The following is a 15,294-nucleotide window of genomic DNA, read 5'->3' on the forward strand; positions in this document are numbered from 1 at the left end:
CCATCAGGGCAAAGACAACCGGCAGGGCCCATGCAGATGCGGGGCTTGGTTTGCATCTGCATGGGCGATGTGGGTCAGCTATTGATCCGAGCGGCTATGCGGCTTCCCAAACCTGATTGAGGATCTTTGCCGCAAGCGCCGCCTTGTCCTGCGGCAAGAATCGGCCGTAGTGCTGCTGAACGACATCCGGGGTGTCCTGGATTGCATAACTCGCCTGCTCATATGACCCGGTCTGCTTGAGGATATGCGTTGCCAGAATATCCCGAAGATTGTGCGGTCCGTGCGGGAGCAATCCCTTGATCGCGCCGCGGCCGGTATAGGGATTGTAGATGCCGTAGCGTTGGATCACGGTTCGCCAGGCTTCATAGAATTTGGCGGAATCGTATGCCGCGTCCAGGCTGGTTGTCTTCACCGTCTTGACGAACAGGGTGCCAGGATCCTTCGCGGAACCAAGCAGCACACCTCGGTGGCGACCGATATAGGCCTCGAGGTATTTGTAGAGGTCGAGCAAATTCGGCAGGATCAGGCGAAACGGCTTCTGTCCGAAGAATGACGAGCCTGAGTTCTTAAAGGCGATTGATGGGATGAGAACCTCCCATCCATTTTCTCGATCGCTCCAGCGTAGTTCGCCGCATTTCATATCCTCCAGCCGCCGCTCTGAAGTCGGGAAATGCCCGCGTGGGCATAAGCGAAGCTGGCGAAGGTTCTTTTGCCGAAGTCCCAGATGCAGGCCGAGGCGCAGCAAAAGGAAAGAGCGGACCGCTTCGGCTGCTGCCCGAGGATAACGATTTTCATCCGGCATACGCTTCAGGATCTCATCTGTGATCTTGCGGTATTCCGACAGCGGGCTGTCTGCTTCAAGAACCACCATGATCGGCTCGAACGGATCGCGGTGCACGCGCACAACACGCTGGATTTCCTTCGAGCGATTGGCAGCGTGCCGGTGAAGTGCGTCGCAGGCGCCGTGCCAGTCGCGTGCTGCAAATTCTATCTCCTCCGGCGCGATCAGCCCTTCGATTGGCTGAACCCTCTTCAGGAGCTCCGGATGCTGGCGGATCCAGCCCACCTCCGCCCGCGTGACAGCTTGCGCCACCATCAGCATGTCTTCTTCCCATTTTGTGTAGAAGCCGCGGCGCTGCTCCCGCCATTGGAGGTACCAGTCCCAAACGCCCGGGAAGATCAACAGGCCAAAGGTTAGTTGGCTGAGCGGCACACCGCGCCCTTTGACGACGCTGGCGGGTGAGGCAGCAAGTGCACCGAACATGAGGCCGAGATGCTCAACCTTCTGGGATGCGGTTTCCTCTCCCCAAACTCCATTTCGTTGGAAGCCGATTGCGGTCAGCGTCGATGTCTTGAAGCGGATCAGATCGGCCATCTCCATAGCCAACCGCGGCGGCGCATCGACGACGCCGGACAGGAGATCAGGATCTTCAAAGGCCTCGGGATTGTGGCTCGTGCTGTCCGGGTTCATTTGCGGTCGTGCAGACAGGGTGCCTCCGCCATAGGTGATCCCCGGAAATCGTATTGCATAACGCTGTTTGGTTGCCGCCGCCTGGTAGCGACGATAGTCGGTTGAGCCCGAGATAATAACCCGGCGCACCCATTCGATGATTTCCTCCCGTTTGGAGAACGGCAAGCTGCTGAAATTGTCCGGAAGGTGCCATGCAAGTCGTCGCCGCTCCGCAGCGCTGATGTCGCCCATATCATGGCCGTATAGGGAGCGGGATTGGTGCGGCAGCTTCGCTTTGAAATAGCCCTGTCCCAGTCGGTAGCGCCGCTCGATACGGGACAGGATCTCGAAGCTTGTCAGAGATCGCGGCACGCGCTCGCCCTGAACCCACGACAGCAGAGTCTTGTCATCGAACGTCTCGCCCAGGCGAACGACGGCGCGGTAAAGCTGCCAGTAGCTCTCGCCGAACCGGCGCATGTGATAAACGAGGGCATCGTGGAAGCTGGTTGGATCATCGGTTGCTTCGAACAATGGCTCAGGGAAAGGACTGATTGGTTTCGGTTGTGGTCCCCTCGGCACTGACGAAGAGGCAGCCGGGGTCTTGTCGGAGAGGATCTGTTGCGGCCTGGAGCGCGTGACAGTTTCCGACTTGCGGGGAACGGTATTGCGCGATTTCGTGCGTGTTTTCGTTGACTGGATGTCATCGGCGGCAGGCGGTTCTCCGAGCCAGCGGATAATCGCGTCCAGTCCCGGACGGAGCGCCTTCTTCAATTCGGACGTCAATTGGTTTTCGATCCCGCATGCGTCGCCAATGGCCGTCCAATCCATACGACCACTAACGATCGGTGGTGGCCGGCGGTGGATGACAAGACCAAAGAGATAGGGCCGAATGCTGTCCAGAACGCGCTGTGAGGCGATTGGCGCGATGCGCACGTCGCAGAAATCCGAGATTTTTCGTTGAAAGTGATGAGTTGAAAGATCGTGTTTTGTCATGCTCTTATTCCGTTCTCTCGGCACCAGTGCCGAGCGCGGGCGGGTAGGAGCGGACATTTAACAAATGGTATTGCCGCAGCGGCGAACATTTGGGGCCGGGCTCAGGTCCCCAGATTTCAAATGAAGCATCAAGAGCCTCATGCTAAAGGTTGAAGATGGGCTTCGGGGTTTTCATTCACCGGTCAGATTCGATTTACGACGATAGCCCGGCTGAACAATACCAGTTTCCGGGCCAGTATCTCGGTCGTGTCCAGGCGTGTGTGGGTGACTGGATCGTCTACTACGAGCCTCGGAAAGTCGCAGCGACCCGCGGCTATTTTGCTGTCGCCAAGGTTGAACGGCTTATTCCTGATCCGAAGGCCCCCGGCATGTATCTGGCGCTGATCGAAGACGGCAGCTATCTCGACTTCATCAATCCCGTTCCGTTCAGTGGACCAGACGGTGTCATAGAGCGAGGCGTACTGAATGAAGAGGGCCGCATTTCCGGCAGAGCACAGGCCGCGGTCCGGCCGATATCCGCAGCAGATTTCAACCGCATCGTATCGATCGGCATAGACGAGCATGAGCCTGAACTGCCTCGACTGGATAGTCCGGGGGTGACGCATACGGTCGATGGATTTGCCGATGAAGCTCAAGCGCCCTTTATGTTCGAGCAGGAGCGTGACCGGGTCATGCAAATCTCATCGCGGATCGTTCGAAATCGGCTGTTTCGTCGGCTCGTTCTTCACGCTTATGATAAACGATGCGCCATCACGGGATTGAAGCTCATCAACGGTGGTGGCCGGGCGGAGGTCGACGCCGCACATATCCGGCCGGTGGAAGCGAGCGGGCCTGACATTCTTTCCAACGGAATTGCTCTTTCGGGTACCGCACACTGGATGTTTGATCGCGGTCTGATTGGCCTTTCGGACGATCTTGATATCCTGATATCGCGTCAGGCGAATGATCCTGACAGCATTCAAGGACTCCTCAACAAGACTGGGAAGGCGATCGTGCCTAGCAGGGTCTTCGAGCGCCCACATCCCCAGTTCCTGAGATGGCACCGTGAGAACTGCTTCAAGCAGTGAGCGCCAAGGGAAGTCTGGCGTTGTATTTTCATCCCGAGCGGGTCTATTTCGGTCGGTCGGCGCCAATAATCAGAAAATCATCCCGATCGGTTCTTTTGTGTTCCTTTTGCACCATCTGATGATATAATCATCCCGATAGGGGTGATTATGGAAAAGATCAAAGATGCAAAAAGCCTCGGCATGCTGATCCGTCAGGAGCGCAAACAGCAAGGGTTAACCCAGGAGCAACTCGCCGGGGTGATTGGTGTGGGCGTACGGTTTCTGCGTGAACTCGAGGCCGGAAAAGAGAGCTGCCAGATTGGCCGTGCGATGCAAGTCTTGGCCGGTCTTGGCCTCAGTGTTTCGGTCGGGCGTCGCCAGGGCCCGCGATCATGAGCCGCGTCTTGGACGTCTATTTTCGTGACACCAAGGCGGGCGTGCTCGGGCGGCTTGACGACGGCCTGCTCACCTTCACCTATGACGGCGCGTATCTTCTGGACCAGACGTCGCGGGCGATCTCCTTCTCAATGCCTCTGCGAGAAGAGCCATTTGGTGATCAGGTAGTGCGATCGTTTTTTTCAGGGCTCTTGCCGGATGAGGGCGCGCGGCACCGCCTCGCGGGGGCGCTCGGCCTTTCGGCAGGCAACGCCTTCGGGCTACTGGAGGTTATCGGGGGTGAATGCGCAGGTGCCTTGTCACTCTATCCCGCCGGCACGGCGCCAGAACCTTCCGGCCAGTCCGAAGCCGAAATTCTCACTTCGGAACGTCTGGATGAAATTCTCAGCAGGCTGCGGAACCGGCCCTTGCTTGGCGGAGACGAGGGCATTCGTCTGTCGCTCGCCGGCGCGCAGGATAAACTGGCGGTCATTGTCGATGGAGATTCCATTGCCTTGGCGAGAGATGGGCGACCAACGACCCACATCTTGAAACCAGTCATCCAGGCGTTGGAAGGCACGGTGGAGAACGAGTATTTTTGTATGCGGCTGGCTGCCCGCCTCAAGCTGCCGGTACCTCATGTCGAGATACGCCTAGACGGGGCGACTGCCTTTCTCCTGGTTGAACGTTACGATCGGACGAAGGCTGCAGACGGCATCATTGAGCGCCTACACCAGGAAGACTTTTGCCAGGCCCTTAGCGTGCCGCCGGAGCTGAAGTATGAGGCTGAAGGTGGACCGGGAACGAAGCGGTCTCTCGGGCTAATCGACCAAGCCTGCGCTAGACCTGTCGTGGATCGGTTACAGTTCATCCGCATGCTGATCTTCAACTATCTCGTCGGCAACGCCGATGCCCACGGCAAGAACTACGCCCTGCTTTATGGCTCGGATGGACCGGATCTGGCGCCAATCTACGATGTCGTTTGCACGGCTGTTTATCCCCGCTTGTCAAAGAGGCTCGCAATGAAGATTGGCGGCCGCGATGTGCCCGACACGATCCAGTTGAAGCATTGGACGACACTTGTGCCCGACACCAAGTCTTCCCAGCGTATCCTTGTTCGCGATCTTGCCCAGATGGCGGAAAGGATTGTGGGCGAGGCCGATGCCCTTGTTGCAGAACTGGCTGAAGAGGGGATCAGGCACCCCATCCTGGGTGCAATTCGCAAGGTCATCTCTAGTCGGGCTGGTTTGCTACAGAGAGCCGCGGAGCAGGTCTCTTAAGCAGGTGGCGTGTCGCGGATATCCAGCGTTTTGTCCTTCGACCAACGGCCCGGTGGTTCGTGTCCCTTCAAGAGTCCTATCGCTCCCAACGAAACGCGGAAATAATTTCCGCGGCTTCTTAAGCAGTAAGGGGGTATTGGGATTGGCCCCACTGGATGTCTCTGTTTCCTTTCCCATTAAGACCAAAATTCGCGGCTTTGCTGTTTTCCATCGCGCAGCGTCCGGTAATGCCCGGGAACGCAATAAGCAGTCCACCAGCCATAATCTGAAGCACGATGAAGGGCACGAGTGCCTTGAAAATGATGCCGAGTGTGACGCCGAGAGGCGCCACTGATTTCAGATAAAATGCCGCGGTGCCTAAACATGCGGGGAAGAGCGATTAGGACCTGTTCAGAACGTGAATTCGCAAACTGGCACACGCGACAGCCACATGCGGCCTCTCAACGATGCTCTTGGACTGTTCATCTGCGCTGAAATTTTGGGAGCTGGTGATGGGCCACAGTCCGGCAAACGCGGGATGTCCAGACAGCGGCGGAACTTGTTTCAGCATCAACAGTTCAGAAGTGCGGCTTTGGGCCGTGCACCTTCTTACCGGAGATAACCAATGGCAAAGTCTTTGAGCAAGGGCGACAAGGTCGAGTGGTCTACCAGCCAGGGCAAGACGACGGGCACGGTCATCAAGAAGCAGACGACGGATACGAAGATCAAGGGTCACGAGGTGAAGGCCTCGAAATCCGATCCACAGTACATCGTGCAAAGCTCGAAGTCGGGCAAGCGCGCGGCTCACAAGCCTGAACAACTGCACAAAACCTGAGCGGGTTCTGAGGGCATGATCAAGGCGGATGCTCTGGCGCGTGATGTAAGGTGTCTCGATATCGTTGCGGTGGGGTGCATCCGCCTGGTGTCAAATTTACAATGAACTGCCTCGCGCTCTTGCGGTCCAAGTTTTGGGCTCAGCGCCACGATGCGACGGATTATACCAAATTTGGAGGAAGTTCAGAGTCTCAGGTCATCCGCTGCTTCTCGAACTCGACGGGCGACCGCATCCTGAGCCTGCGTGTGTGGGTTTCGGTTTGTAAAAATCTCGATATAGCCGAGCACATTCTGGCGAGCTTCATTGCATGAATCGTAGATAGGCTTCTCACAATTGAGGCGCGGCAGCGAAGGGTTCGAAGGCCACATGCTGCCATGGCCCACTGAGGTAGGCCCAGAGGTCTAGGCTAACGATCTCGATCTGCCACGGCTTCAAACTCGCCTGCAGAGCGAGATGGAGTGCGTCTGCCTTTGGTCTCGTAACCTTGTTCTGGACCGTGATGTGCGGCCGCCACGGCTGCATGTCCTGTGGGCCGAGCCAGGATAGGAATTGGCTTTTCAACGTGGTACGAATGCTTTCGAGCTCTGGGCTTTCGATCGTAAAGGCGACGCCGGCGCCGAGATGCCTTACGCCCCCGACCCTGGCCATGATCGCCTGCGTGCTTCCGATGACGCCGTTGAGCAGATCGGAAATCTGCGGCTCATATTCACCGGGAAGCCGATGAAACATCGTCAGGTGCGCGCGCAGAAAGTTTCGATCGGGTGGAAAATGCGCCTGCCTTAGCCGATCGAATGGCGCGAGGTCTTCGTCCTTGATCCGAGCGATCACGATGAGCGGATGGCGCGTCTTCAATCAGATCTCCTGCTTTGCGGTGGCGCGTCGAACTTGTCTTTCGGCAGCCGATCAAACCAGGCGGCATAGGGAGTGTTCTTCACCAGATGCCGGTTGAGATCCGGCGCGCCGTCGTCCCACCAGACAGGGCCACGCTCGCCCAGTGCGACCTTCGCCTCGTTTACCCTCTGCCGTGCCAGTCGCATCTTGGCCGGATGGTTCTTTGCTTCCTGCACCGCGCGCCTGGCAGACATCAGTTCCCTGACCAATCTTTCTCTCGTTTCTGCGTCGAGTGCCGGATTGCTTTTGCGCCAGAGCCGCCCGCGCACTAGGAAATACCGACCATCGGGCGTGTCCGGATCGTGTGAAGATGGTGTGTCGGTCGTCACAGGAATGACCCCTGTGCCGGCTTGTCGGCGTTCGCCTCTCCATTCTCACCACGCCTGGCCAATTCGCTTTGCGCGCTGAAGCGAATGTCTGCGTCCCGGTCGCGAAGATAGTCCCGCAGCGCGTCCGTGCCGAGCCGATCCCAACTCTTGCCACGGTCCGGCCCTGAGGGAACGCGCGGGAGAAGGCCGGGTTCGGTGGTCCATTGCAAGAGCTGCTCGATCGAAGCGGTGTTCAACAGGTCACGCAGGTGATGCGCCGTGACATAGGCATCCGGCATGGCGCGATGGGCCGGCAGCCCGAGCTCGTGGACCAGGCCTTCGGGCCTGCGCTGATAGCGCAGCATCTGGTTGGAAAATCGTGTCAGGTCCGGCCAGACACGCAGCGCGCATTTCCAGGTGCAGATCCACGGGGCGCCACCGCTGAGGCGCGGGGTGCAATAGCGCTGCTCGAACGCGGCACGGTGCGCCGCCAGTGCCGCGACACCGCCATCTGGGCGCAGGATCGATGGCGCGACGTCCTTCCAGAAGGGCGCGTCAGCGACCTGTTCGTCGAGAATATGGTGGATTGCCATCGTCTCGGCCGCGATCGGCCGCCCCGGATTGACCAGGCACGCGCCGCGCTCCTCGTTGACGGTCCACCGGCCGTCCTCATCGAAGACGACATCCTGCCAGCCGATCTCGCAGACGTCCGTTGCGCCATTCCCAGCGGTTTCGAGATCAATGACGCGGACGCGGGCTTTCGGCACTGTCGGTGGTTCTTTCCGTTGTTCCAACGATCATAAATCAAGACCGAGCTGAAGAAGTTCCCCGTCGCCGGCAACACGGTCATTCGTGAGCGACGACAAGGTCACGCCGAGAAGGCGGACGGAACGCCTGAACGGGTAGACGGTCGCCAGCAGGCTGGCCGCAGCCTCGAGAACATCGTTGCCGTTGGCAAAAGGCAGGCTGTTGCTCCGGGACCGGGTCGCCTGGGTGAAGTCGGAATATTTGATCTTCACGGTCACCGTCTTCCCGCTGAACCCCTTGGCCTCGCAATGGCGCCATACCTTTTCGGCAAGCGGCTTCAATTCGCTGGTCGCGAGGTCAAGAGTGTCGATATCTTCCGCGAACGTGTCTTCGGCGCCGACGGATTTTCTGACCCGGTCGGGCCGCACCTGCCGGTCGTCTATCCCGCGTGCAATGCCATGAAAGTAAGGTCCAGACTTGCCGAAATGCTGTGTCAGGAAAGCCAGCGATTGCGCCTTCAGATCCGCGCCGGTCTCGATCCCGAGCTTGCGCATCTTCTCGGCGGTCGCCGGACCGACGCCATGGAATTTCTTGATGGGCAGGCTGGCCACGAAGGCCGGCCCGTTCTTGGGCGTGATCACCGCCTGGCCATTCGGCTTGTTGAGGTCGGACGCCATCTTGGCCAGAAACTTGTTGTAGGAGATCCCGGCCGACGCGTTGAGGCCGGTCACAGCCTTGATCTTCGCGCGGATTTCCAGCGCGATCTGCGTGGCGACAGGCATGCCCTTGAGGTTTTGCGTCACGTCGAGATAGGCTTCGTCCAACGACAGGGGTTCGATCAACGGCGTATATTCGGCGAAGATTTCCCGGATCTGCTGCGAGACTGCCCGGTAGACCTCGAAGCGAGGCTTCACGAAGATGATCTCAGGACATTTGCGCGCTGCCGTGACCGACGGCATGGCGGAATGAACCCCGAACGTGCGGGCCTCATAGCTTGCAGCCGCCACCACACCGCGGGCAGCGGCGCCACCGACGGCAAGCGGCTTGCCGCGCAATTCCGGATTATCGCGCTGCTCGACCGAGGCATAGAAGGCATCCATATCCACATGGATGATCTTACGGATTGCCTCTGCTGGTGCCATCGTGTCGGTCATGGATCTGCGGCAACTCGTATCGTGTTCACGGAACGGAAAGTGAACATACCATCCTTTATGCCGATCGCAAACCGCCTTGCAGGCCCCGCGCCGCGCTTCCCTACCTTTTCCTGCTTGAAACCCGGCGAGGGAAGGGTCCTCGTGGATGGTCGATCTTTACCGCTCCGTTGAGGTTCTGCAAATGTGAGAGGCTTGGCTCCCGGGTGGATGCAAGCCAGATTTTTCGCGCGCTCGTTTTGAATTGGAAAATTCTGCCTGTCTCCCGATTTTGATCTAATAATATATAGATATTATAGACAATTTGGAGGCTGGCATGAGCAATGAATTTCTGGGTGGCGTGAACCGCCGCAATCTCCTGAAGCTGACCGCCGCGGTGGGCGCGGTCGCGGGCGCTGGGCTTTTCTCGAGCGGTCCGTCCTTTGCTGCGGAAGAGCTTTCGCTCAAGGGCAAGCGCATCGGCATCAGCACAGCGGGCACCGACCACTTCTTCGACCTTCAGGCCTACAACGCCCAGATCGAGGAGGTGAAGCGCCTCGGGGGCGAGCCGATCGCGGTCGACGCCGGCCGCAATGACGGCAAGCTCGTTTCGCAACTGCAGACCCTCATCGCACAGAAGCCCGATGCGATCGTCCAGTTGCTCGGCACGGTCAGCGTCATCGATCCCTGGCTGAAGAAGGCGCGCGATGCCGGCATTCCGGTGTTGACCATCGACGTCGGCACGACCAATTCGGTCAACAATTCCACCTCGGACAACTGGGCTATCGGCAAGGATCTCGCGCTGCAGCTCGTGTCCGACATCGGCGGCGAAGGCAATATCGTCGTCTTCAACGGCTTCTACGGGGTGACGCCCTGCGCCATCCGCTACGATCAGCTCGTCAATGTCATCAAGTATTTCCCGAAAGTGCAGATCATTCAGCCGGAACTGCGCGACGTCATCCCCAACACGGTCCAGGATGCCTTCACCCAGATCACGGCGATCCTCAACAAGTATCCGGAGAAGGGCTCCATCAAGGCGATTTGGGCCGCCTGGGATGTTCCGCAGCTCGGCGCTACCCAGGCGCTGACGGCCGCCGGACGTACCGAGATCAAGACTTATGGCGTCGATGGCAGCCCGGAAGTCCTGCAACTGGTCGCGGATCCGAACTCGCCCGCTGCCGCCGACGTGGCCCAGCAGCCGGCCGAACTCGGCCGCACCGCCATCCGCAACGTTGCCAAGCTTCTGGCCGGCGGCACCCTGCCGCGCGAAACCTACGTGCCGGCGCTGCTCGCCAACAAGGAAAATGTCGGGGAGATTTCCAAGAAGCTTGGGCTCGGCTGATTGCCGGAACCACTGCGCCGCGGCCTGATGGCCGCGGCTTGCGCGCGTCCGACTTGAAGGGAATGGATGGGATGGCGACGTCGGTTGTATGGAATGAGGCGGACGATATCATCCGCCTGAGCGATATCGTCAAAAGGTTCGGCGGTGCGCAGGCGCTCTCCGGCGCTTCGCTCGCCGTAAGGCGGGGCACGGTTCATGGCCTCGTCGGCCAGAACGGCGCGGGCAAGTCGACGCTGATCAAGCTCCTGGCCGGCCTGCATGCGGCGGACGAGGGCGTGATCGAAATCGATGGCACTGCCTATGCCAGCCTGTCGCCCCAGCAGGTCGAGCATCTCGGCATCCATTTCATTCATCAGGACAGGCTGCTGGTGCCGACCTTCACCGTCGGCGAAGCGCTGTTCCTTGGCCGCGAACCGCGCATCCCGGGCACTCCCTTCCTCGATCGCAAGCGGATGCGGCAGACGTCAGCCGAGATTCTCGACCGCTACTTCGGTCTTCGCCTGCCGCATTCGGCCCTGATCGGCGAGCTGACGGCCGCGGAAAAGCAGATCGTCCAGATCACCCGCGCGCTGCTCGACAATCCGAAGATCCTGGTGTTCGACGAGCCGACCGCGGCCCTCGTGCGGCGGGAGGCCGAACTTCTGTTCACGCTCATCCGTCGCCTGCGCGACGAGGGCATCACCATCCTCTACATCTCCCATTACCTCAGCGAGATCGTCGATCTGTGCGACACGGTCACAGTGCTGCGCAATGGCCGCGATGTCGCGACACTTCCCGTCAAGAAAACCTCGGCCAAGGAAATCGGTGCGCTGATGGTCAATCGCGATATCGCCGAGCTCTATCCGAAGCCGAAGGTCTTGCCCGGCCGCCCGTTTCTCGAACTCGATGGGCTCGGCCTTGCCAATCGATATGCCGATGTCTCGCTGACGCTCCACCGCGGCGAGGTGCTGGGCCTGACGGGTCTGGTCGGCTCCGGCGCGAAGGAGCTGCTGCGGACGCTTTTCGGCCTGGAAACGGCAACGGCCGGCACGGTGGCCATCGAAGGTGAGACGGTGTTTTCTGCAAGTCCCGCTGCCGCGACGGCCAAGCGCCTGGCACTGGTGCCGGAGGACCGGCGGCGGGATGGCGTGGCGCTCGATCTCACCGTCAGCGAAAACACGACGCTTGCGAGCCTCGACCGCTTTGGGCGCGCCGGCTTGCTCGACAAGGGCGCGGAAAAGCGCCAGGCCCGCGAGTTGATCGAGCGGCTGCAGATCAAGACCGACAGTGCCGATGCGTTGGTGCGCACGCTCTCGGGCGGCAACCAGCAGAAGGTGGCGATCGCCAAATGGCTGAGCCGCCAGTCGGAAATCTATCTGCTCGACGAACCCTCCGTCGGCGTGGATATCGCGGCAAAGGTCGAGATCTACACGCTGATCGGCGAGCTTGCCGCGCGCGGCGCCGCCGTCATCGTGCTGTCCTCCGATATCGATGAACTGCTCGGCATCACTGATCGCGTGCTCGTCTTCTTCCGCGGCAGGATCACGCGGGAATTCATCTCGGCCGAAACATCCCCGGATCAGGTTCTTGCCGAACTGACCGGCGCCAACGAGACCCTTCGCCATGTCGGTTGATGCTGCCCATCTCTCCACTGCGCTGTCTGCTCCCGTCCGACATGAAACGGGCGCGACAAAAACTGCGACTGGCGCCTTTGGACGCAGGCTCGCCGTGCTGGCCCTGCGCCAGGGTTCGATGGCGGTGTTCATCGGCGTGCTCGTCTATTTCTCCATCGCCGCGCCCTACTTCTTCACCGTTGGCAACATCGGCAATGTGCTCGGGCAGTCGGCCATCGCCGGCGTCCTGGCGATCGGGCTGACGATCGTGATCATCGCTGGCGGCTCCAATGTGGTAACGGGCGGCATCGATCTGTCGCTGGCGGCCAATATGGGTCTGAGCGCGGCCGTCTATGCCTCGCTCTTGCAGGCCGGGCAGGGGGATGCTGTCGCCATCATCGGTGCCCTCGGCACGGGGCTTGTCATCGGCGCGATCAATGCGGCGGCAATCACGCTCGCCGGCATCGTGCCGCTGCTGGCGACGCTGGCGGTGATGAATGTCGTCGCAGGCCTCGAACTGGTGCTGACCCAGAACACCGTCGTTCCCGCATCGAGCGACTTCCTCTCCGCCGTCTCGGCAAGCGGCCCCTTCGGCATTCCGGTGCTGGCCTATGTGCTGCTCGGCTTCGCGGCGCTCGTGGCAGCCCTGGTGCAGTATACGCCGCTTGGCCTACGCCTTTATGCCGTCGGCGAGTTTCCCGAAGCGGCGCGGGCGGCAGGGCTTCGCGTCAAGCTCTTCATTTCCGGCGCCTTTCTGGCGAGTGGCCTGTGCGGCGGCTTCGCGGGCATTCTCTCCGTTTCCTATCTCAGCGGCAGCACGACCGGAGCGGGCGACATGCTCCTGCCAGTCGTGGTGACTGCGCTCCTGGGCACTGTCTTTTCCCGCCGTCTGGTGCCGACCATCGGCGGCACGCTGCTCGCGACCCTCTTCGTCTCGTCTCTCATCAACGGCTTCCAGCTTCTCAACATCTCCAGCACGCTGGTGAGCGGGGTTCAGGGTCTGCTGATCCTGCTGGTCGTTTCCGCCACCACGCTTCTGCAACGCAAGGGAAACCAGTGATGGCCAGCAACGCGTCTTCTGCCTCTTCCTCCCTGCGCGGGCTGGCGCGCTACGCTCTGGTCGCTGCGTTCGTGGTCGTCTTCGCGATCTTTTCCGCCATCGCGCCCGCCTTTCTCAGCGGCGCCAATCTCTTAAGCGTGCTGGTCAACAATTTCGCCCTGCTCGCCATCGTCGCCATTGCCATGACCTTTGCGGTCGCGGCCGGCGGTATCGATCTGTCTGTCGGCACGGCCATCGATTTTGCCAGCTTCGCCTTCGTGTCGCTGGTGCTTGCCGGCCAGCCGATCCCGCTGGCAATCCTCGGTGGCCTCGCGGGCGGCACGCTCGTCGGGGTCTTCAACGCCCTTTTGATTTCGGGCATCGGCATTTCCCCGTTTCTTGCGACGCTTGGCACGCTCTTCGTCGGGCGCAGCGCCCAGCAGTTACTCACCAACGGCGGAAACCCGGTCTATCTGCCACCATCGGGCGTGCCGGAAGCCTTCCGCTTCCTTGGTCACGGCACGTTGGCAGGCATTCCGGTTCCGCTGGTTCTTGCCTTCGCGGTGATCCTCGGCACCTATCTGATCCTATCGCACACCCGCTTCGGCCGGGTGGTGCTGGCAACGGGTATCCAGGCCAGCGTCGTGCGCTATTCCGGCATCGCACTGTCGCGCTATACGGCGCTGACTTACGTGCTGGTCTCGGCGATCGCCGCCATTGTCGGGCTGATCGTGACATCGACGGTGACTGTCTACATTCCCTCCTCCGGCAATGCCTTCCTGCTGAATGCCATCGGTGCGACCTTCATCGGCACGACGCTCGACCCGCACGGCCGACCGAACATTCCCGGCACGGTTCTGGGCGTTCTGCTTCTGAGCATCGTCGCAAACGGACTGCTGTTGTCGGGGCTCAATTTCTATTGGCAGCAGGTCGCCACGGGTCTCCTGATCTTCTTCGTCCTGGCCATCGGTTTTGCCAATCGCAAGGCCGCGTCGCGGGCCTGAGCCTTCCCTTTCGAAAGGACATGTCATGAGCAGTGTCACCAAAATCGCGGAGCATCGCGGCTCCGCCCATCGCATCGCCAGCGAAGAGGAAGCGTTGTCGATCGCAAGGCATCTCGCCGGCGAATTTTCGAGCGGTGCCAGCCGCCGCGATCTGGAACGGGCGCTGCCCTACGAGGAGCTGGAAAAACTCTCCGCCTCCGGCCTCCTTGGCATTACCGTGCCGTCCGAATATGGCGGCATCGACGTTTCGAATGCGGTGCTCGCGGAAGTCACGGCCATCCTTTCGGAGGCTGACAGCTCGATCGGCCAGATTCCGCAGAACCATTTCTATATTCTCGAAGCGCTGCGCCACGATGGCAGCGAGGACCAGAAGCACTTCTATTTCAGCCGCGCGCTGGCCGGCGACCAGTTCGGCAATGCGCTGTCGGAAACCGGCACGAAGACCGTCGGCCATTACCATACCCGCATCACGGCAGATGGCGCCGGCTACCGCATCAACGGTCGTAAATTCTATTCGACAGGCGTTCTCTTTGCCCACTGGGTCGTTATCTTTGCGCTGGATGACAACGACTTGCTGACCATGTCTTTCGTGCCGAAGGGGACCGAGGGCATCGAGATTGTCGATGACTGGGACGGCTTTGGCCAGCGCACCACGGGCAGCGGCTCCACGATCCTCACGGATGTCTTCGTGACGGCCGATGCGGTCGTGCACCATCACAAGGGTTTCGAGCGGCCGACGACGATCGGCTCGGTCGGGCAGATCATCCATGCCGGCGTCGATCTCGGCATTGCCCGGGCCGCGCTGAAGGAAACCATCGGCTTCGTACGCGAGCGTGCACGACCCTGGACCGATAGCGGCGTGGAGCGCGCCGCCGATGATCCGCTGACGATTGCGCGCATCGGCGAAATTGCCATCAGCATCGAGGCGGCAGAGGCGACCGTGGAGCGCGCTGGCCGCAAGGTCGATCTGGCCCAGATCACGCCGACCGAGACCAACACCGTCGCGGCATCACTTGCGGTGGCCGCCGCCAAGGTGCTGACGACGGAAGTCGCGCTCGACGCGACCAATATCCTCTTCGAACTCGCCGGCACGGCGTCGACCAAGCGCGGCTTCAACCTCGAGCGCCACTGGCGCAATGCCCGCACCCACACCCTGCATGATCCCGTGCGCTGGAAATACCACGTCGTCGGCAACTACCACCTGAACGGCGTCATTCCGCCCCGCAGCGGCGCTCTCTGATCTCTCATCCGATTGGGTGCAGTTGGGCCGTGATCCCCTGAGA

At 60.5% G+C, this 15,294-nt stretch carries 14 protein-coding genes; 9 read left to right on the top strand and 5 right to left on the bottom strand.

Annotated elements, in window-relative coordinates; translation table 11 throughout:
* Positions 1 to 94 precede the first annotated feature (94 nt).
* A complete protein-coding gene (locus F3H41_RS17095; RefSeq protein ID WP_149739899.1) occupies positions 95 to 2,443 on the bottom strand; it encodes a hypothetical protein in 2,349 nt (782 codons plus the stop codon).
* A gap of 155 nt (positions 2,444 to 2,598) precedes the next feature.
* Here F3H41_RS17095 and F3H41_RS17100 point away from each other — a divergent pair, with 155 nt between their 5' ends.
* The 4 genes from F3H41_RS17100 (at position 2,599) to F3H41_RS17120 (ending at position 5,958) form a co-directional block, all read left to right on the top strand.
* Positions 2,599 to 3,510 carry an HNH endonuclease gene (locus F3H41_RS17100; protein ID WP_149739900.1) on the top strand — a complete coding sequence of 304 codons (912 nt, stop codon included), beginning with the start codon at positions 2,599 to 2,601 and terminating at the stop codon, positions 3,508 to 3,510.
* A 147-nt stretch (positions 3,511 to 3,657) separates the two neighbouring features.
* Positions 3,658 to 3,885, top strand: coding sequence for a helix-turn-helix domain-containing protein (locus tag F3H41_RS17105; RefSeq protein ID WP_149739901.1), 228 nt, complete (start codon positions 3,658 to 3,660; stop codon positions 3,883 to 3,885).
* A complete protein-coding gene (locus F3H41_RS17110) occupies positions 3,882 to 5,144 on the top strand; it encodes a type II toxin-antitoxin system HipA family toxin (protein ID WP_149739902.1) in 1,263 nt (420 codons plus the stop codon). The genes F3H41_RS17105 and F3H41_RS17110 overlap by 4 nt, the downstream gene beginning before the upstream one ends.
* A gap of 604 nt (positions 5,145 to 5,748) precedes the next feature.
* Positions 5,749 to 5,958, top strand: a complete 210-nt coding sequence (locus tag F3H41_RS17120; RefSeq protein ID WP_149739903.1) for a DUF2945 domain-containing protein — start codon at positions 5,749 to 5,751, stop codon at positions 5,956 to 5,958.
* A 327-nt stretch (positions 5,959 to 6,285) separates the two neighbouring features.
* Here the strand turns inward: F3H41_RS17120 and F3H41_RS17125 are convergent, their stop codons facing one another.
* Genes F3H41_RS17125 through dinB form a run of 4 tightly spaced genes read right to left on the bottom strand, consistent with a single transcriptional unit; the run spans position 6,286 to position 9,046 of the window.
* Positions 6,286 to 6,810, bottom strand: coding sequence for a 2'-5' RNA ligase family protein (locus tag F3H41_RS17125; RefSeq protein WP_149739904.1), 525 nt, complete (start codon positions 6,808 to 6,810; stop codon positions 6,286 to 6,288).
* Positions 6,807 to 7,178: a hypothetical protein gene (locus F3H41_RS17130; RefSeq protein WP_149739905.1), complete on the bottom strand. Its 372-nt coding sequence runs from the start codon at positions 7,176 to 7,178 to the stop codon at positions 6,807 to 6,809. Before F3H41_RS17130 ends, F3H41_RS17125 begins: the two co-directional genes overlap by 4 nt.
* Positions 7,175 to 7,924 (bottom strand): exonuclease domain-containing protein, encoded by a 750-nt coding sequence (locus tag F3H41_RS17135; protein WP_188129514.1) that lies wholly within the window; start codon positions 7,922 to 7,924, stop codon positions 7,175 to 7,177. Before F3H41_RS17135 ends, F3H41_RS17130 begins: the two co-directional genes overlap by 4 nt.
* Before the next feature lie 30 nt (positions 7,925 to 7,954).
* Positions 7,955 to 9,046, bottom strand: a complete 1,092-nt coding sequence (gene dinB / locus F3H41_RS17140) for a DNA polymerase IV (RefSeq protein ID WP_188129515.1) — start codon at positions 9,044 to 9,046, stop codon at positions 7,955 to 7,957.
* 325 nt (positions 9,047 to 9,371) lie between these two features.
* On the opposite strand from dinB, the gene F3H41_RS17145 reads away from it, so the two are divergent.
* The 5 genes from F3H41_RS17145 (at position 9,372) to F3H41_RS17165 (ending at position 15,251) form a co-directional block, all read left to right on the top strand.
* A complete protein-coding gene (locus F3H41_RS17145; RefSeq protein WP_149739907.1) occupies positions 9,372 to 10,376 on the top strand; it encodes a sugar ABC transporter substrate-binding protein in 1,005 nt (334 codons plus the stop codon).
* 71 nt (positions 10,377 to 10,447) lie between these two features.
* Positions 10,448 to 11,989: a sugar ABC transporter ATP-binding protein gene (locus F3H41_RS17150; RefSeq protein ID WP_149739908.1), complete on the top strand. Its 1,542-nt coding sequence runs from the start codon at positions 10,448 to 10,450 to the stop codon at positions 11,987 to 11,989.
* Positions 11,979 to 13,028, top strand: coding sequence for an ABC transporter permease (locus tag F3H41_RS17155; protein WP_149739909.1), 1,050 nt, complete (start codon positions 11,979 to 11,981; stop codon positions 13,026 to 13,028). The genes F3H41_RS17150 and F3H41_RS17155 overlap by 11 nt, the downstream gene beginning before the upstream one ends.
* Entirely contained in the window at positions 13,028 to 14,011 is a 984-nt protein-coding gene (locus F3H41_RS17160; RefSeq protein ID WP_149739910.1) for an ABC transporter permease, read from the top strand. Before F3H41_RS17155 ends, F3H41_RS17160 begins: the two co-directional genes overlap by 1 nt.
* Before the next feature lie 25 nt (positions 14,012 to 14,036).
* Complete coding sequence (locus F3H41_RS17165) at positions 14,037 to 15,251, top strand: SfnB family sulfur acquisition oxidoreductase (RefSeq protein ID WP_149739911.1); 1,215 nt, start codon at positions 14,037 to 14,039, stop codon at positions 15,249 to 15,251.
* The last annotated feature ends 43 nt before the right edge of the window (positions 15,252 to 15,294 follow it).

This window comes from Rhizobium sp. RU20A, from assembly GCF_900155885.1.
Classification (GTDB): domain Bacteria; phylum Pseudomonadota; class Alphaproteobacteria; order Rhizobiales; family Rhizobiaceae; genus RU20A.